This window comes from Xanthomonas maliensis (genome assembly GCF_009192945.1).
Lineage (GTDB): Bacteria > Pseudomonadota > Gammaproteobacteria > Xanthomonadales > Xanthomonadaceae > Xanthomonas > Xanthomonas maliensis.
On record NZ_NSET01000048.1, the window covers coordinates 17,277 to 34,066 of the forward strand.

14 protein-coding genes and 1 pseudogene are annotated in these 16,790 nt (G+C 67.7%); 6 read left to right on the top strand and 9 right to left on the bottom strand.

The window, feature by feature from the left end:
- Positions 1 to 18 precede the first annotated feature (18 nt).
- Positions 19 to 162: pseudogene (locus tag CKY51_RS15045) on the top strand (AbrB/MazE/SpoVT family DNA-binding domain-containing protein); the annotation flags it as partial.
- 176 nt (positions 163 to 338) lie between these two features.
- Here the strand turns inward: CKY51_RS15045 and CKY51_RS15050 are convergent.
- The 4 genes from CKY51_RS15050 to CKY51_RS15065 all read right to left on the bottom strand — a co-directional run bounded on the left by CKY51_RS15050 (position 339) and on the right by CKY51_RS15065 (position 3,326).
- The gene (locus tag CKY51_RS15050; protein ID WP_022974555.1) at positions 339 to 857 is read right to left on the bottom strand and encodes a DUF6496 domain-containing protein; all 519 of its coding nucleotides are present in this window, start codon (positions 855 to 857) and stop codon (positions 339 to 341) included.
- A gap of 150 nt (positions 858 to 1,007) precedes the next feature.
- Complete coding sequence (locus tag CKY51_RS15055) at positions 1,008 to 1,349, bottom strand: cupin domain-containing protein (RefSeq protein WP_022974556.1); 342 nt, start codon at positions 1,347 to 1,349, stop codon at positions 1,008 to 1,010.
- Between the two features lie 64 nt (positions 1,350 to 1,413).
- Entirely contained in the window at positions 1,414 to 2,007 is a 594-nt protein-coding gene (locus CKY51_RS15060) for a GIY-YIG nuclease family protein (RefSeq protein ID WP_022974557.1), read from the bottom strand.
- Positions 2,004 to 3,326, bottom strand: coding sequence for a DUF763 domain-containing protein (locus tag CKY51_RS15065; RefSeq protein WP_031340983.1), 1,323 nt, complete (start codon positions 3,324 to 3,326; stop codon positions 2,004 to 2,006). Before CKY51_RS15065 ends, CKY51_RS15060 begins: the two co-directional genes overlap by 4 nt.
- Positions 3,327 to 3,587: 261 nt before the next feature.
- Here CKY51_RS15065 and CKY51_RS15070 point away from each other — a divergent pair, with 261 nt between their 5' ends.
- From CKY51_RS15070 to CKY51_RS15080, 3 genes are read left to right on the top strand one after another with little or no spacing between them, the layout of a single operon-like run.
- Positions 3,588 to 4,166: a (2Fe-2S)-binding protein gene (locus CKY51_RS15070; RefSeq protein WP_022974559.1), complete on the top strand. Its 579-nt coding sequence runs from the start codon at positions 3,588 to 3,590 to the stop codon at positions 4,164 to 4,166.
- Positions 4,139 to 5,227: an FAD binding domain-containing protein gene (locus tag CKY51_RS15075; RefSeq protein WP_022974560.1), complete on the top strand. Its 1,089-nt coding sequence runs from the start codon at positions 4,139 to 4,141 to the stop codon at positions 5,225 to 5,227. The genes CKY51_RS15070 and CKY51_RS15075 overlap by 28 nt, the downstream gene beginning before the upstream one ends.
- A complete protein-coding gene (locus CKY51_RS15080) occupies positions 5,224 to 7,521 on the top strand; it encodes a xanthine dehydrogenase family protein molybdopterin-binding subunit (protein WP_152249460.1) in 2,298 nt (765 codons plus the stop codon). Before CKY51_RS15075 ends, CKY51_RS15080 begins: the two co-directional genes overlap by 4 nt.
- Positions 7,522 to 7,706: 185 nt before the next feature.
- Here CKY51_RS15080 and CKY51_RS15085 read toward each other — a convergent pair whose 3' ends face one another.
- Positions 7,707 to 8,204, bottom strand: coding sequence for a DUF421 domain-containing protein (locus tag CKY51_RS15085; protein ID WP_031340985.1), 498 nt, complete (start codon positions 8,202 to 8,204; stop codon positions 7,707 to 7,709).
- A gap of 320 nt (positions 8,205 to 8,524) precedes the next feature.
- Here CKY51_RS15085 and CKY51_RS15090 point away from each other — a divergent pair, with 320 nt between their 5' ends.
- Positions 8,525 to 9,598 carry an NAD(P)-dependent alcohol dehydrogenase gene (locus tag CKY51_RS15090; RefSeq protein WP_022974564.1) on the top strand — a complete coding sequence of 358 codons (1,074 nt, stop codon included), beginning with the start codon at positions 8,525 to 8,527 and terminating at the stop codon, positions 9,596 to 9,598.
- Between the two features lie 313 nt (positions 9,599 to 9,911).
- Here CKY51_RS15090 and CKY51_RS15095 read toward each other — a convergent pair whose 3' ends face one another.
- Together CKY51_RS15095 and CKY51_RS15100 are read right to left on the bottom strand one after the other, a co-directional pair.
- Entirely contained in the window at positions 9,912 to 12,431 is a 2,520-nt protein-coding gene (locus tag CKY51_RS15095; RefSeq protein WP_031340986.1) for an excinuclease ABC subunit UvrA, read from the bottom strand.
- A 77-nt stretch (positions 12,432 to 12,508) separates the two neighbouring features.
- Complete coding sequence (locus CKY51_RS15100) at positions 12,509 to 13,153, bottom strand: HD domain-containing protein (RefSeq protein WP_022974567.1); 645 nt, start codon at positions 13,151 to 13,153, stop codon at positions 12,509 to 12,511.
- Between the two features lie 193 nt (positions 13,154 to 13,346).
- Between CKY51_RS15100 and CKY51_RS15105 the strand changes: the two genes are divergently transcribed.
- Complete coding sequence (locus CKY51_RS15105) at positions 13,347 to 14,093, top strand: EAL domain-containing protein (protein WP_022974568.1); 747 nt, start codon at positions 13,347 to 13,349, stop codon at positions 14,091 to 14,093.
- Between the two features lie 29 nt (positions 14,094 to 14,122).
- Here the strand turns inward: CKY51_RS15105 and CKY51_RS15110 are convergent, their stop codons facing one another.
- Positions 14,123 to 15,820: an FAD-dependent oxidoreductase gene (locus CKY51_RS15110; RefSeq protein WP_022974569.1), complete on the bottom strand. Its 1,698-nt coding sequence runs from the start codon at positions 15,818 to 15,820 to the stop codon at positions 14,123 to 14,125.
- Between the two features lie 121 nt (positions 15,821 to 15,941).
- The gene (locus CKY51_RS15115; protein ID WP_022974570.1) at positions 15,942 to 16,595 is read right to left on the bottom strand and encodes an alpha-ketoglutarate-dependent dioxygenase AlkB; all 654 of its coding nucleotides are present in this window, start codon (positions 16,593 to 16,595) and stop codon (positions 15,942 to 15,944) included.
- Positions 16,596 to 16,790: the final 195 nt, after the last annotated feature.

A 16,790-nucleotide genomic window follows, 5' to 3' on the forward strand; every position in this document is an offset into this window, starting at 1 on the left:
CTTGCTGAGCCGCTCATTCTGCGACTTGCAGCCCTCAATCACCAAAAATCCGCCGAGGTCACCCTGCACAAGGAACTGCTGGCTCGCCTGCGCCTGTGTAAGGGCGACGAACTGTCTGCACTGGAGACCTCGGACTGCATCGAGCTGACCGCCTTCGATCCGCCCCGGCCGCGCAAATGGAGCTGGACGCAGCGGCATGCGCGGCATGGTTGCGCCCCCATCTGCACGTGCGGCACCAGCCGCGCATCACCGTATCGGCGCCTGCCTGCGGCTGACACGCCGCAGCCCATGCGCCATGGTTGCCGGCTGCACCGACGTGCGCAGCAGCGACTGCCGTGTCAGGCCTGACTGTCGTGCCCCGCACGCTTGCGTGTCGCCGCCGCCTTCTTCGCCGCTGCCTTGCGCACGGCTGGGCCCTTGGTCTTGGCAGCCTTCTTCGCAGCCGCCGAGCGATCGCTGGCCGTGCGCTGTTGCGCGGCCTGCCGGGTCTGTGTCGACAACGCCCGCTTGCCGACCGTCTTGTTGGCAGTGGTGTTCCTGCTCGCGGTCTTGAGCGCCTTTTTCGCACCGGCTGCGCGGGTGGGCGAGGTCGGCTTGTCGGATTTGGCCGCGGCGGCATCCTGCGCGACCTTCTTCTTGGTCGCCTTGGACGCGGAGGCGGAAGGCGATGCCTTGATGCCGTCGCGACGCGCTTTGGACAAGCCGATCGCAATCGCCTGCTTGGTGGTCTTGACGCCATGCGCACCCTTGCGCACGCGTTCGATCTCTTCCTTGACGTATTCGCCGGCCTGCGTGTTGGCAGACTTTCCTTCGCGCTTGTCCTTGGCGACAGCGCGGCGGGTCTTGGCTTCTGGCATGGGAAACTCCCGGTGCATGAATGCCGACCGGTGTAGCAAATACCGTGTCAATCCAGAGTCGGCACAAGGCTCACCTGTCGTTGACTGCCTCATTGCGTTCGACTTGCACTGCCAGTTGCGACAGCAGCAACGTCGTCGTTGACGATCAGGTCAGGATTCACCGGCCGGCAAGGGCTCGCCGTGTTCATCGTAGGCTGGCGGGTGGTAGAAGTTCACTGTCTTCAACGGCGTCTGGCCGGTGTTGCGGATCTCGTGTGTCTGACCGCGCTCGATGGCAATCAGACTGCCGGGCCGCAACGAATGGGACTGTCCATCGACGTTCGCCGTACCGCTGCCATCCACCACGTAGAGCCACTGGTCGCAGCCGCGATGACGGTTGTCCGGCCCACCCTCTCCATCGCCAGGCGCGATCACCATTTCGGCCGCCTGCACCTGATGTAGCGAGAACAGCACCTTGAAGGCCTCGGTCAGTGTCAGTTGTGCGCTCTGCATCCGGCATCTCCTGAAGAACGGCAACGATGCTGGACTGCGCTGCGTCAAGACGCCGGCAACACGCTCATCCGTTGCGCTGATACCACGCCCAGACCCGCTCAGGCAGATGTGCCTGCAGCGGCAGATCCAATGCCCGGTAACCATCGAGTAGATCACGTAGCGTGCGTTGCGCCGGTGTTGGGCCGGTCAAGCCGTCCAGCTCGTCCGGGCTCAGCTGCACGGCCGACCAATCGTGCAGCCGGTCGATCCTCTGCGCCATTGCGGCCTGCAACCAATCGTGCAGCGCAAACACACGATAGCCCTGCGCCTGCAAGCCGGCCACGGCCAGCGCCAGCGCATCGCCGGCACCACGGAACCACTCGGTTTGCCCACCGGCCGCCACCCGGATCGCCATGGGGGCCGGCGCGTTGTGCGCGCGCAGCGGGCGGCGCAACTGCAGCTCCAGATCGCGTGCATCGCGCTCGCGTTCGGCTTCCACCAGCAGACCGCGCCGCAGATCGAAAAAATCGAACCAGCGCGGATGCAGGCTGGCGATGCGCCCCAGTGGATCGCGCGAGAATCCGATCTTGCAGTGATCTTCCCACTGGCATGGGAACACATAGGTAAAGCATCGCCCGTCGGTCGCCACCGTCGTGGCGCCATGCTGGCGTGGACTCATCGCCGGCCCACACCTGCACGCGTCGGCGCGGCGTCCTGCGCCATCGCAGGCGCCGGCTCCCACCCGAACACGCTGCGGCCGCCGTAGCGGTGCGCAGCGCGACGCTCCTGTGCGATGTACTGCGCCACGGTGGGACCGTGCGCGCTGGCTTCGAGCCGCCGCGCCTGCGCATCCAGCCGCGCAATCGCCTGCAGGCGTTCGTCGTTGCCCAACCGGGCCTGCTGCATCGCATGCTTGAGCACGCCGATGGTGTGATCGAGCACGCGCGTGGGCACCGGAAACGGCTGACGGTCCTTGCCGCCGTGCGCCAGCGAGAAACGCGCCGGGTCGCTGAACCGACACGGTGCCCCGTGCACGACCTCGGCCACCATCGCCAGCGACCGCAAGGTGCGGGCGCCGACCCCAGGCACCTGCAACAAGGCAGTGAAATCGGTGGGACCGGCCTCTGCAGCCGCGGCCAGGCTGGCATGCAGGCGCCGCGCGATCACATTGTCGCTGCGCACCTCATGATGATCGGGCATGCACAGATGCGGTTGCTGCGCCGGGTCCCAGGCCTGGCCGGCAAACAGGTCGCCAGTGGTGGGGTGCGCCACCGGCGTGGGCGCGATGGCATCGGCGATGCGCTGCCACTGCCGCGCCAGCTGGTCCGGCGCGGTGGTCCGCAGTAATTCCACCTGCGCATCGCGTGCGGCGGCGGCGCGGCGATCGGCAAGATTGACGATTTTGCCTTGCTGCGGCCCATCGATGGCGGCGTGCGGCGCATCGACGAAGCTGCTCAGCCCCTCCGATAGCCAGTGGTAGCGGCGCGCCTGCTTGCGCTCGCCGTGCATGCCTTGCTGCACCACCACCCAACGTCCCTCGTCGCTGACGATGAAGCTGTGCAGATAGAGGTCGAACCCATCCTGCACCGCAGCGCTGTCGACCTTGGCCACCAGCCGGCTGGCCTGCGCCAATGCCGCACCGTCGCAGCCGATACGCTCGCCAATGGCCAACAGCTCTGCCGGCGTCGCCCGCGAATGCCGGCCGCGGCCGCCGCAGACATGGATTCCCAGCTCGCCGGACAGCGGCGCCAGGCCGCGCTTGAGCGCACCGACGACGCTGGTGGTGATGCCAGACGAATGCCAGTCCATGCCCATCACCGCGCCAAACGACTGGAACCAGAACGGATGCGCCAGCCGCCGCAGCAGCTCGTCGCGACCATAGCTGTGCACGATGGCCTGGCATATCACGGCACCCAATCGCGTCATCCGCTCGCCCAGCCAGCGCGGCACGCGCCCGCCATGCAAGGGAAGATCCGCACTGCCAGCCCGTCGACTCATTGCCACCTCGTTGCCATCGCACAAGCATAGCGAGCCAATGTCGCAGTGGCTGCGACACGTTGGCACGCTCGCGTGCGCAATGCTGACGGCTTCAGCGATGCTGCACCGTGCCTGCGTTGGATGATCGGTGTGCATTGCAAGCGAGGCCACATTCAGACGCAACCATGGCCACCCTCGCAGCATCTTGCTGAAACGGTCACTTGGCCTTGACCCGCAGCCGCCCACTGTGGGGTTGTCCTCAGCCATCGCCACGGGGTTCGTATGAATGCCACGCCCGCCAATGCCCGCGATGCGGCACCGGCGACTGCCGCCGTCGTGCCAGCCACCTATCCGGTGAACCTGCGCATCAACGGCCAGGCGTACCAATTGCAACTGGAAGCCTGGATCAGCCTGCTCGACCTGCTACGCGATCGCCTGGATCTCACCGGCACCAAGAAGGGCTGCGACCACGGCCAGTGCGGCGCCTGCACGGTGTTGGTCGATGGCCGTCGCATCAATAGTTGCCTGACCCTAGCAGTGATGCAGGACGGCGCCGAGATCACCACCGTCGAAGGCCTGGCCGAGGGTGAGCACCTGCATCCGCTGCAACGCGCCTTCATCGACCACGATGCCTTCCAATGCGGCTATTGCACCCCTGGCCAGCTGTGCTCGGCCGTGGGGCTGATCAACGAAGGCAAGGCCTGCAATCGCGACCAGGTCCGCGAGCTGATGAGCGGCAACATCTGCCGGTGCGGCGCCTATCCGCAAATCACCGATGCGGTGATGGACGTGCTCGGCAACCCCAGCGACAGCAGCGAGAGCGCCACCACGCCGTGGACGCCCGGGACGGTGCCGGCATGATCCCGCTCGACTATCGCCGCCCGGACAGCGTGGACGCCGCACTCGCCGCCTTGGCGCCACGCACCGGCGATACGCAGCCCGTGCCGAGCGAGGCGCCCATCCGACCGATCGCCGGCGGCACCAACCTCACCGACCTGATGAAGCTGCAGTTGATGCGGCCACGGCAACTGGTGGACATCAATCGCCTGCCACTGGACACCATCACCGACATCGACGGCGGCGGCCTGCGCCTGGGCGCATTGGCACGCAATGCCGACACCGCCTATCACCCGCAGGTGGAGGCGCGCTATCCACTGCTGAGCGCGGCCATCCTGGCCGGTGCCTCGCCGCAGATCCGCAACATGGCCAGCAATGGCGGCAATCTGTTGCAGCGCACTCGCTGCATGTACTTCTACGATCGCGCTACGCCCTGCAACAAGCGTGCGCCAGGCAGCGGCTGCGCTGCGATCGGCGGGCTGACCAAGTACAACGCCATTCTGGGGGCCAGCGAGCATTGCATCGCCACCCATCCTTCCGACATGTGCGTCGCGCTGGCCGCGTTGGACGCGGTGGTGCAGGTGCGCGGTCCGGCCGGCGAACGCACGATCCCATTTGGCGACTTCCATCGTTTGCCGGGCGCGCATCCAGAACGCGACAGCACGCTGGAACCGGACGAGTTGATCGTGCACATCGATCTGCCCGACGCGCAGCGATTCGTTAAGCACAGTGCGTATCTGAAGATCCGCGAGCGGCTGTCCTATGCCTTCGCACTGGTCTCGGTCGCTGCTGCGCTCGACCTGGCCGACGATGGCAGCGTCCGCGCGGTGCGCGTGGCAGTTGGAGGCGTGGCGCATAAGCCCTGGCGCCTGCCGAGCGCCGAGGACGCGCTGATCGGCAAGCCGGCAACCCCGGAACACTTCGCCGCCCTGGCCGATGCGTTGTTACAAGGCGCACAGTCGCAAGGCGAAAACGCTTTCAAGATTCCGTTGGCCCATCGCACCATCGTGCGCGCGCTAGACGTGGCCCGCGAAGGCACCATCGACAACCGCGGCGGCGACACGACGCTGGAGGACACCCCATGAGTCACCTACCCGCCTCGCTCGCCAGTGCCCCGCTCACTCCACCGAGCGCTGATGCCGGCACCGGCCATCGCCCCACCGGCACCGCCGTCAGCCGCGTCGATGGGCGCGCCAAGGTCACCGGCCAGGCCCGCTATGCGGCCGAGTGGCCGGTACCGGATCTGGCCCATGGCGTGGTGGTCAACAGCGCGATCGCCAAAGGCCGCATCGTCGCCTTCGACCTGGCCGCCGCACGCGCGGTGCCAGGCGTGCTGGAGATCATTACCCACGAGAACCGTCCGCATATGCGCGGCATGGACCTGTTCTACAAGGACATGACCTCGCCAGCCGGGTCGCCGTTCCGGCCGTTGTACGACGACCACATTCTTTATAGCGGTCAGCCAATCGCGCTGGTGGTCGCCGACACCTTCGAAGCCGCGCGGCATGCCGCCCATCTGGTGCAGGTCGAATACGCCGCCGAACCGCACGACACCAACCTGATGACCAACCTGGATCGCGCGCGTAAGCCCAAGCCGCTGAAGGCCGGCTTTTCTGCACCGCCCAAGGACAAGGGCGATCCGGACACGGCCTTCGCCAACGCCCCCTGCCAGGTGCAGGGCGACTACTACAGCGGCGTGGAGCACCATAACCCGATGGAGTTGTTCGCCTCCACGGTGATCCGCGATGACGACGGACACTTCACCATCTACGACAAGACCCAGGGCTCGCAGAACAGCCGCTGGTATGTCTCGCACGTGTTCGGCCTGAGCAAGCGCAAGGTGACTGTGCGCAACCCCTATGTCGGCGGCGCGTTCGGTTCTGGACTGCGACCGCAATACCAGCTGGCGCTGGCGGTGATGGCCTCCACCCTGCTGGACCGGTCGGTGCGGGTGGTCCTGACCCGGCAACAGATGTTCACCTTCGGGCATCGCCCGGAAACCGTGCAGCGACTCAAGCTCGGCGCCGATCGCGACGGACGCCTGCAGGCGATCTGGCACGAGGCCATCGCCGAAACCTCGCGCATCGAAGACTACGTCGAGGTCGTGGTCAATTGGAGCGGGCAGCTCTATGCCTGCGACAATGTGCACCTGGGCTATCGGCTGGTCGAGCTGGATCAATACACCCCGATCGACATGCGTGCCCCCGGCGCGGCCCATGGCGTGCACGCGCTGGAAGTGGCGATGGACGAGTTGTCCTACGAGGTCGGCATCGATCCGTTGGAACTGCGGCTGCGCAACTATGCCGAGGTCAATCCAGCCGACGACAAGCCGTTCTCCAGCAAGGCGCTGCGCGAATGCTACGCACAGGGCGCCGAGCGCTTCGGCTGGGCGCAGCGGGCGCCGCAACCGCGTGCACGCAAGGAAGGCCGCGAATGGGTCGGCTGGGGCATGGCCACCGGCCAATGGGATGCGATGCAGATGTTCGCGCGCGCCCACGCCGTACTGCATGCCGATGGTCGGCTGGTGGTCGGCAGCGCGGCCAGCGATATCGGCACTGGCACCTACACCGTCATGACGATGATTGCTGCCGAAGCGCTTGGCCTGCCGTTGGAGCAGGTCAGCTTCCAACTGGGCGATTCCAGCTTGCCGGTGGCACCGATCGAAGGCGGCTCCTCGCATGTGACCACGGTGGGCTCGGCGGTGGACGGCGCCTGCGGCAAGCTGCGCAAACGTCTGCTGCGCATGGCCCAGGACTTGCCGGATTCGCGTTTCGGCAAGGCCGGCGAGGACGATGTGGTGTTCGCCAATGGCACGCTGGCGCTGCGGGCCGATCCTGCCAGCGCCATCGCACTGACCACGCTGCTGGCGCACGCTGGCGTGGACCAGATCGAGGACAAGTTCCTGCTGCTGCCGAACATCGTGAAGCAGCGCAAATACACCCGTGCCACCCATAGTGCGGTGTTCGTCGAAGTGCGGGTGGACGAGGAACTGGGCACCGTGCGGGTCACCCGCGTGGTCAGCGCGATTGCCGCCGGACGTATTCTCAACCTGAAGACCGCGCGCAGCCAGATCATCGGCGGTGTGGTCTGGGGGATCGGCGAGGCCTTGCACGAGCTCACCCAGGCCGATCACCGCTTTGGCCGCTTCATGAATCACGACCTGGCGCTGTATCACGTCTCGGCCAATGCCGACATCCATGATATCGAGGTGATTTTTGCCGACGAGGACGATCGCGTGGTCAGCAGCCTGGGCGCAAAGGGCGTGGGCGAGATCGGCCTGGTTGGCGTCTCGGCGGCCGTCTGCAACGCCATCTACCACGCCACCGGCAGGCGCATCCGCAGCACGCCGATGACGCCTGAGAAGATCATGGCCGACTGAGCGTTGTCGCCGCATGCCGCAGGCATGCGGCGACAACCGCGCGTGACGCGCACCTGCGCCGATGCACGACCTGATCGCCTGGTATCCGCAGCTGGCCTGGCCCCGAAGCAGCCGCGGCGCCCGAACCATGGCGAGCAACGCGCTATCGGCGAGCGACCGGCGCGCGTTGGCCTGTCGCCACCGCTTCAACGGTGCTTGAGAATGCTGATCTCGCCCGAGGTTTCCAGGATCGCCATCGCGATCTCGGCATCGTCGCGGCAATCGGCCTTGCGCTTGGCGACCTCGAAGTCGGCATAGCTGACATTGCGGCGCACCAATTCTTCCCAGAACACGTGTCCGTCGCGTGCCAGCAGCGCGGGCGTGCCCTGCACCCAGCGGTCCAAACGCCGACTGCGCGCGGTCGCCACACCCACCAGCCAGTTGAGCAGCAACAAGGTCGCCGCCAGCAGCAGCCCGCCCAATAGCGAAACATCCTCGCCGATCAGCGAGTTCTGCACGGCCGTGCCCAACAGCACGATCACCAGCACATCGAATGGCGTGGACTGGCCGACCGCGCGCTTGCCGGTGATGCGGGTCAACAACAGCACCACGATGTAAACCACCACCGCGCGCAGCACGAATTCCCACCACGGCATGCCCAGGCGCAGCATTTCATAGAAGCGCACGCGTGTCTCCACGTCCATTCCCGTTACTCCACTGACCGATCACGCGCACGCTAGTGGCAACGTGGTGAACGGACCGTGCGCCGGTCTTACACGCACAGTTGCATGCGATCCCAGCCGGACTCGGCAGCAGGCCAGCCCGTTGCGGTTGAGGCGGTTGCTTGCCGGCCCGCACTGCGACCGCAGCGATGGCGCGCCTGCTGGGTCGCGGCCGCGCATCGCGCCGTGGGCCGGGAGTCGCCCACCGGGTGACGGCAGCAATGGAGAGGCGGTTCTGGTTGACACCTGGCGTCACTCGGCAAATCTTAGTCTCCCAGCCCTTGGACCGCAGACAGACCGCCATGACCTCTGTCCAGACCCCGCAGCACGCGCAACCCCGCCCCACCCGCGCCTATGCTGCGCTCGAGAAGCGCGGCGCGATGGTGCCCTGGCAGTTCGAACGCCGCGCCGTGCGTCCGAACGACGTCGCCATTCGGGTGCTGTATTGCGGCGTCTGCCACACCGATCTGCATACGGTGAATCAATGGGCCAGCGAATACCCCGTGGTGCCGGGGCACGAGATCGTCGGTGAAGTGATCGAGCTGGGGAGCGAGGTCACCGGTTTTGCGGTTGGCCAACGCGTGATGATCGGCACCATCATCGACTCCTGTCGCCAGTGCGGTCCCTGTCAGGAGCGTATGGAGGTGTATTGCCGCAAGTTCCCGACCTTGACCTTCGACGGCAGGGACCGGGTCGATGGCAGCCGCACGCGTGGTGGCTACTCCGAGTTCTATGTGTGCGACGCACACTTCGTCTACCCATTGCCGGAGGGGCTCGACCCGGCAGCGGCGGCTCCGCTGCTGTGCGCCGGCATCACTGTGTTCTCGCCGCTGCAGCACTACGGCATTGGCCCCGGTCATACCGTGGGTGTGGTTGGCATCGGCGGGCTCGGCCACCTCGGCATCAAGTTCGCCCGCGCGATGGGCGCGCACGTGGTCGCCTTTACCACCTCGCCGAACAAGGTCGCCGAGGCCGAACGCCTGGGTGCGCATGAGGTGGTGCTGTCCACCGACGAGGCGCAAATGCAGGCGCAGGCATTCCGCTGCGACTTCATCCTCGACACCGCACCACACAGCTATCCGATGAACAGCATCTTGATGGCATTGAACCTCGACGGCACGCTGTGCTCGCTCGGCTTGCCCGACCAATTGGATTTCCGTCCCGTGCTGCTGGCGATGGGACGACGCAAGATCACCAGCTCCGGCACCGGCGGCACCGCCGACACCCACGCGATGCTGGCGTTCTGCCAGCAGCATGGCATCGTGGCCGAGGTGGAGGTGATCCGCATGCAGGACATCAACGAGGCCTTTGCGCGGTTGGAGCGCAACGATGTGCACTACCGCTTCGTGGTGGATATGACGGCGTCGGCGCTTTAGCGCACCCCCCGATCGAGCGCACCGCGCGGGCAAGGTCGCCGGCTGGCGATCGGCCTGCCGCCGCGTCACTTCAGCAAAGTGCACGCGCGTCAGCGTGGCCCGGCCGGGGGCAAGAAGGAGTTCCGCAAACGCGCGGTGCCGGCCGGCGGCAGCGCCTCGGCGAGTGCGTGCCGCGCCGCGAAGATCTGCTGGTCGTCGGCTCGACGCGCGCTAGAGCCGGGCCTGTCCGACGTGCGGCTGGCGCCTTCGCTGAAGCGCCTGGACTGAGCGCCAGCGTCGACCTGCTGGGCTGCGCACGCGCCGGCATGCGGCGCTAGCCGGCGCGTAGTGCCTGCGCCAGGAACGGCGCAGTGCGACTGCCACGCTGGCGCGCCACCTGCGCCGGTGGGCCGGCCGCCACCACCGTGCCGCCGGCAGCGCCCGCGCCCGGCCCCATGTCCAGCACCCAGTCGCTGCTGGCCGCCACGCGCATGTCGTGCTCGACCGCGATCACCGTGTTGCCCGCTTCCACCAAGCCCTGCAATTGCCGCATCAAGGCGTCGACGTCGGCCGGATGCAGGCCGGTGGTCGGCTCGTCGAGCACGTAAACGGTGTCGCGTCGCTGCGCGCGTTGCAACTCGGTGGCCAGCTTGATGCGCTGCGCTTCGCCGCCGGACAGTTCGGTCGCCGGTTGCCCCAGGCGCAGATAGCCCAGCCCGACGTCGCGCAAGACCTGCAGCGGCCGCAGCACGCTCGCTTCGGCAGCGAAGAACTCCGCGGCCTGGTCCACCGTCATCGCCAGCACCTGCGCGATGTTCTGCCCGCGCAGCTGGATCTCCAGCGTCTTGGCGTTGTAGCGCGCGCCATGGCAGGTCGGGCACGGCGCGTAGACGCTGGGCATGAACAGCAGCTCCACGCTCACCGCCCCCTCGCCGTCGCAGGTGGCGCAGCGTCCCTTGGCGACGTTGAAGGAGAACTGCCCTGGGTCGTAGCGACGGCGGCGCGCAGCGGGGGTGGCGGCGAACAACTTGCGTACCGGATCGAACAGGCCGGTATAGGTCGCCAGGTTGGAACGCGGTGTGCGCCCGATCGGCTTCTGGTCCACCCGCACCAACCGGCGCACCTGCTCCAGTCCCGCCACGATCGCTCCGCCCAACGGCAATTGCGCGTCCCGCTCCAGCGGATCGATCGGTTCGTCCTCCGCTGCCGGCGGCTGCCCGAGATGACGCGCCAGCAGATCCACCAGCGCCTGGCTGATCAGCGAGGACTTGCCCGAGCCGGAGACGCCGGTGACGGTAGTGAACACGCCCAACGGCAGATCCACGTCCAGCTCGCGCACATTGTTGCGGGAGATGCCTCGCAGCTGCAGCCAGCCGCGTGGGCTGCGGGCATGCGCCTGCAAGACCGGCGGCGTCCCGAACAGATAGCGGCGCGTGGACGAGGCCTGCACCTGCGCCAGCCCCGCCGGCGGTCCGCTGTACAGCACCTGCCCGCCCTGGCTGCCGGCGGCCGGGCCGACATCGACGATCCAGTCCGCATGCGCGATCACATCCACCTCGTGTTCGACCACGAACACCGAATTGCCGGCGGCCTTGAGTTGGTCCAGTGCGGTGAGCAAGGCCTGTGCATCGGCCGGGTGCAGGCCGGCCGAGGGCTCGTCCATCACGTACACCACGCCGAACAATTGCGAGCGGATCTGGGTGGCCAAGCGCAGCCGCTGCAGCTCGCCCGGCGACAGTGTCGGCGTGCTCCGCTCCAGCGTGAGATAGCCCAGGCCCAGCGCCTGCACCACCGCGATGCGGGCACGCAGGTCGCTGGCGATGCGCTGTGCGACGATGACCTGTTCCGGATGCTTGCTGGCGCCCTTGCGCCGTCCTTCGGCGGCCGGGCGCAACAGTTCGGCCACCTCGTCCAGCGGGCGCTGCGACAGCGCGCCGATGTCCAGGCCGGCGAAGGTCACCGCCAAGGCCTCGCGCCGAAGACGCTTGCCGTCGCACTGCGGGCACGCGGTGCTGATCAGGTACTGCGCCACGCGCTTCTTCATCTGCGCGCTTTGCGTGGTCGCGAAGGTATGCAGCACATAACGCCGCGCACTGGTGAAGGTGCCCATGTAGCTGGGCTCTTCCTTGCGCCGCAATGCGCGCTTGACCTCGGCCAGGCTGAAACCGGCATACACCGGCACCACCGGTTGCTCGTCGGTGTACAGAATCCAGTCGCGGGTCTTCTTCGGCAGTTTGGACCAGGGCAGGTCCACGTCATGCCCCAGCGTGGTGAGGATGTCGCGCTGGTTCTGCCCATGCCAGGCGCCTGGCCAGGCCGCGATGGCGCGCTCGCGAATGCTCAGGCTGGGATCGGGCACCATCGTCGCCTCGGTGGCGTCGTAGATGCGACCCAGGCCATGGCAGGTGGGGCAGGCGCCGGTGGGCGTGTTGGGCGAGAAGCCATCGGCATAGATGATCTGCTGCCCCGGCGGGTAGTCGCCAGCGCGCGAATACAGCATGCGTAGCGAATTGGAGATGGTGGTGACGCTGCCCACCGACGACCGTGCGCTGGGCGCGCCGCGCGCCTGCTGCAAGGCCACTGCCGGCGGCAGGCCGTCGATCGCGTCCACCTCCGGGACGCCGACCTGATCGATCAAACGCCGCGCATAAGGCGAGATCGAATCCAGGTAACGGCGCTGCGCTTCGGCGAACAAGGTGCCGAAGGCCAACGACGACTTGCCCGAACCGGAGACGCCGGTGAACACCACCAGCGCATCGCGCGGGATGTCCACGTCCACGTTCTTGAGGTTGTGCTCGCGCGCGCCACGCACGCGCACCAGACCGGCGGGAGAGGACGACGAAGACGTGGACATGGCACTCGGATCCAAACGCGGGGCGGCAAGCCTACCGCGTGAGCGATGCAGCCGACGTCAGCACTGCGGGCGCTCGCTCATGCCAGCGCATGCGCCGGCACGGCGGGCGCCTCGCTCGGTGGTCCGGCCAGCGCCTGCATGCGTGCCACCAAGGCGGTGAAGGGCCGCGCGGTGGCCGCCTGCCGGCTGCGAAAGATGTCTTCCAGGCACGCGTAGTACCACAGCGTGCCCTCGCGCCCGGCGGTGAACCGCTGGAAGACGTCCTGGCCTACCGCCGGATCCTCCAGATCCTGCACGATGCTGCGGGCGTTGTAGAGCTTGTCGCAGGCCGATACCAACAGCGCGCGCGCTGGCGTATGGCGCAGATGCTCCAGGTAGGCCTGCTTGCGTGCGCGCCAGTCGCGTCGGCGCGCACGCGCGCTGTCGTCGCCATCGGCTTTGTCCTCGGCGGTGGCATCGGTGCAGGCCATCACGATGTCGGCCACCGCATCGCCGAACTGCGCGCGGATCGAGGCCTCGTGGCCACCGCCACAGTCTTCGACCACATCGTGCAGCAACCCGGCGATGGCCTGTTCCTCGTCGCCGCCGCATTCGAGCACCAGTGTGGACACTCCCAGCACGTGGCTCAGATACGGGACCTGCGTGCCTTTGCGTACCTGCCCGGCATGGGCGATGCGGGCATAGTCCACGGCCAGAGCATAGCGTTCGGTGAGCGCAGTCATGGACGATCCGTGACGGGGAAATGGCGCATTATCGCCGAGCCCGTCCATCACCAGGTGAGGATGCACGGCCGTACGCCGCACAGTCGGGCAACTGGTCACACTGTCAGATGCGCCTACCGGCGTACGAGGTGACTCGCACCATTTGGCGGCCACAGCGTTTACCCTGCTCGCCACACCTTCCGGTTGTCCTGTCATGTCGCCACTGCCCGTCTGCCACGCCTGCCGCGATGGCCAGGACTTTCCGACCGCCATCACCATGGCCTTCCAGCCCATCGTCGACGTGGATACACACCGCATCTACGCCGGCGAAGCGCTGGTACGCGGCGTGCACGGCGAATCGGCCGCGCAGATCCTGGCGCAGGTCGATGCGCGTAACCGCTATGCCTTCGACCAGGCGTGCCGCATCAAGGCGATCGAGTGTGCGGCGGCCATCGCCCTACCGGCGCTGCTGTCGATCAACTTCATGCCCAATGCCGTGTACAACCCAGAACACTGCCTGCGGGCCACGCTGGAGGCCACCGAACACTACCGCTGGCCGCTGCAGGACATTATCTTCGAGGTCAGCGAACAGGAACGCCTGACCGACCCCGCGCACCTGCTGGCGATCCTGCAAACCTATCAGGCACGCGGCATGAAAACCGCCATCGATGACTTCGGCGCCGGCTATTCCGGGCTAGGCCTGCTGGCAGACTTCCAGCCGGACCTGCTCAAGCTGGACATCGCCCTGGTGCGGGGCATCGCCAACGACCGCAACCGCCAAGCGATCGTGCGCCACGTCACCCGCATGTGCGAGGAACTGGGCATCACGGTCATCGCCGAAGGCATCGAGCAGGCCGACGAGTCGCGCGCCCTGCAGGATCTCGGCATTCGCCTGCAGCAGGGCTATCTGTTCGCACGCCCGCAAATCGGCAGTTTGCCTGCGCCGCACTGGCCGCACTGAGCGATGCGCGCCGCCGAGGTCGGCGCAGGTCAGGACGCGCTGGCCACCGCTGGCGGTGCCGCATCGACGGCAGCGCTGCAATGCGCCAGATACTGGTGGATCTGCGCCACCACCGCTGCGCCCTCGCCCACCGCCGCGGCCACCCGCTTGACCGACCCGGCACGGACATCGCCGATAGCGAACACGCCTGGGCGATTGGTTTCCAGCGGCAGGCAGGCCGGTACGCCATCGCCACGCGCCGCACCGGTGCACACGAAGCCATGCGCATCGGTCTCCACGCAGTCCTGCAACCAGCCGGTATTGGGATCGGCACCGACGAACAGGAACAGATGACGCAGCTCGACGCGGCATTGCGCGCCATCGCCACGGTCGCGCAGCACCGCCGCCTGCAGGCCATGCTCGGCATCGCCCTCCAGCGCCGCCACCTCGGTGCCGGTATGCAGCTGCACGTTCGGCAACGCGGCAATACGCTCGATCAGATAATGCGACATCGAGGCCTCCAGGCCGTCGCCGCGGATGATCAGGTGCAGGTGCTTGACCCGCGGCGCCAGGAAGGCCACGGCCTGACCGGCCGAATTGCCGCCACCGACCAGGGCCACCACCCCGCCCTCGCACAGGCGCGCCTCCACCGGCGAGGCCCAGTACGACACGCCATGGCCTTCGAAGCGCTCCAGCCCATCGATTTTCGGCCGCCGATAGCGCGCGCCCGAGGCGATCACCACCGTGCTGGCCAGCAGCTGCTTGTCCTCGTCCAGGTCCAGCCGCAGGGCGCCATCTTCGCGCCCGCACTCCAGTGCGCTGACCTGCAGCGGGATGCCGAGTTCGGCACCGAATTTGAGCGCCTGGTTGTAGGCGCGACCGGCCAGCGCCTGGCCGGAAATCCCGGTGGGAAAGCCCAGGTAATTCTCGATCCGCGCCGACGCACCGGCCTGCCCGCCGATGGCGCGCTGGTCCAGCACGATCGCGGTCAAGCCTTCGGAGGCGGCATACACCGCCGCGGCCAGCCCCGCCGGGCCGGCGCCGACGATGGCCACGTCGTAGCGGCGCTGCGGATCGATGTCCGGCGTCATGCCCAGGCAGTGTGCCGCCTCGGCATCGCTGGGTCGACGCAACACCTTGCCGCTGGGGCAGACCAGCACCGGCAACTCGGCGTCCTGCAGGCCCAGCCGTTGCACCAGCGCCTGGCCCTCGGCATCGGACACATCCATCACCGTGTTGGGATAGCCATTGCGGGTCAGAAAGCCCTGCAGGCGCGTCAGATGCGGATCGTTGGGCGCGCCGATCAACACCGAGCCGGCGGCATCGTCCTCGATCAATCCCACCCGCCGCAGGATCAGTGCGCGCATCACCACCTCGCCGACTTCGGCCGAGCTGATCATCAAGGCGCGCAGATGCGCGGTATCGAATGGCAGCGCCTGGCAGCCCTCCGCCCCCGCGCGCCCGGCTGCCAGCGACGCACGCCCGGCCAACTGGCTCACCTCGCCAGTGAACTGTCCCGGCGTGTGCTCGGTGATGGGCTTCTCGTTGCCCAGGCCGTCGCGGCGCACTACCGCAATCGTCCCTTGCAGCACCAGCCACACCGGCGCCTGCGCATCGCCCACCTCGAACACGGCCTGGCCAGCGGAGAATCGCTGCGCGGGGCCGCTGGCGAAGCGGCGCGCCACCGCCACCTGGGCGGCGTCCAGTTCGGGAAACATCTGGTGGTGGCGTGTATCGGCCAGTGCCATGGGGCGCTCACGCAAGAGGGACGGGCATCCAAGCATGGCCAGCCGTGATGGCAATGACAATCACCCAAATGGGCCATCGCGGTTGCCGCGCTCGCGCACGCTCGCCGCTGCCAGCGCGCGCTCAGTCGCGGCCGGCCGGCGTCTCTGCACGGGGCTGCCAGTGCGGCCCGTACTCGCCGGCCGCCAATCGCGCTGCCGGGCGCACCCGCAACACCACGCTCAGGCGCTCGCCGACCGCCTGGGTGGTCTTGGGAATGCCGTGCTCATGGGTGAGTTGGGACGCATGGCTCATCAGCAACAGGCTGCCTGGCGCCAGCGTGATGCGCTGCGCCCGCTGCGCACCCTGCTTGGCCCGCAGCACCAGCCGCCGCGGCGCACCCAGCGACACCAAGGCGATCGGATGCGGAGCCAGCAAGGTATGCAGCTTGTCGTGGTGCATGGCCACGCTGTCGCGACCATCGCGATACAGGTTCAGCCCGGCGGTGTTGTAGGGCGCCGGCGCGTGCGCCTGCACCCGCGCGCACAACGCGAGCAACGGCAACTCCGGCGGCAAGGGCGCATCCAGCCGGTAGGCCGCCAGCAGCCGTGGCACGGTCACCACCCGCTCGTACATCGCGCGCTGATGGCTGCGCCAGTCGGCATGCGCGCGCAGGGCGACAAACCAGGCCTGGGCCAAGGCAGCGGGCAGCACGCGCGGGAAATACCGCACACCGCCCTCGGCATCGTCCAGCAGCTGCAGCGGCGCGGCGTCGGCGGCGGTGTCGAACAGATCCATTGCAACAAGATGGGGATGGCGTGAGGGATTTCATCGCCACGCACCCGGCGGTGCGTCGGACAGTGCCGATGCATGCGCTGCGGCGCTGCCTGCAAGCGCGCTCACCCGGGCAGGCAAGCGGGCCCATGCACGCCGCGCGGTGGCGCCGCGACGCCTGTGCTACGGTCCGGCGCTGCATCGTCCGGAGCCGCCTGC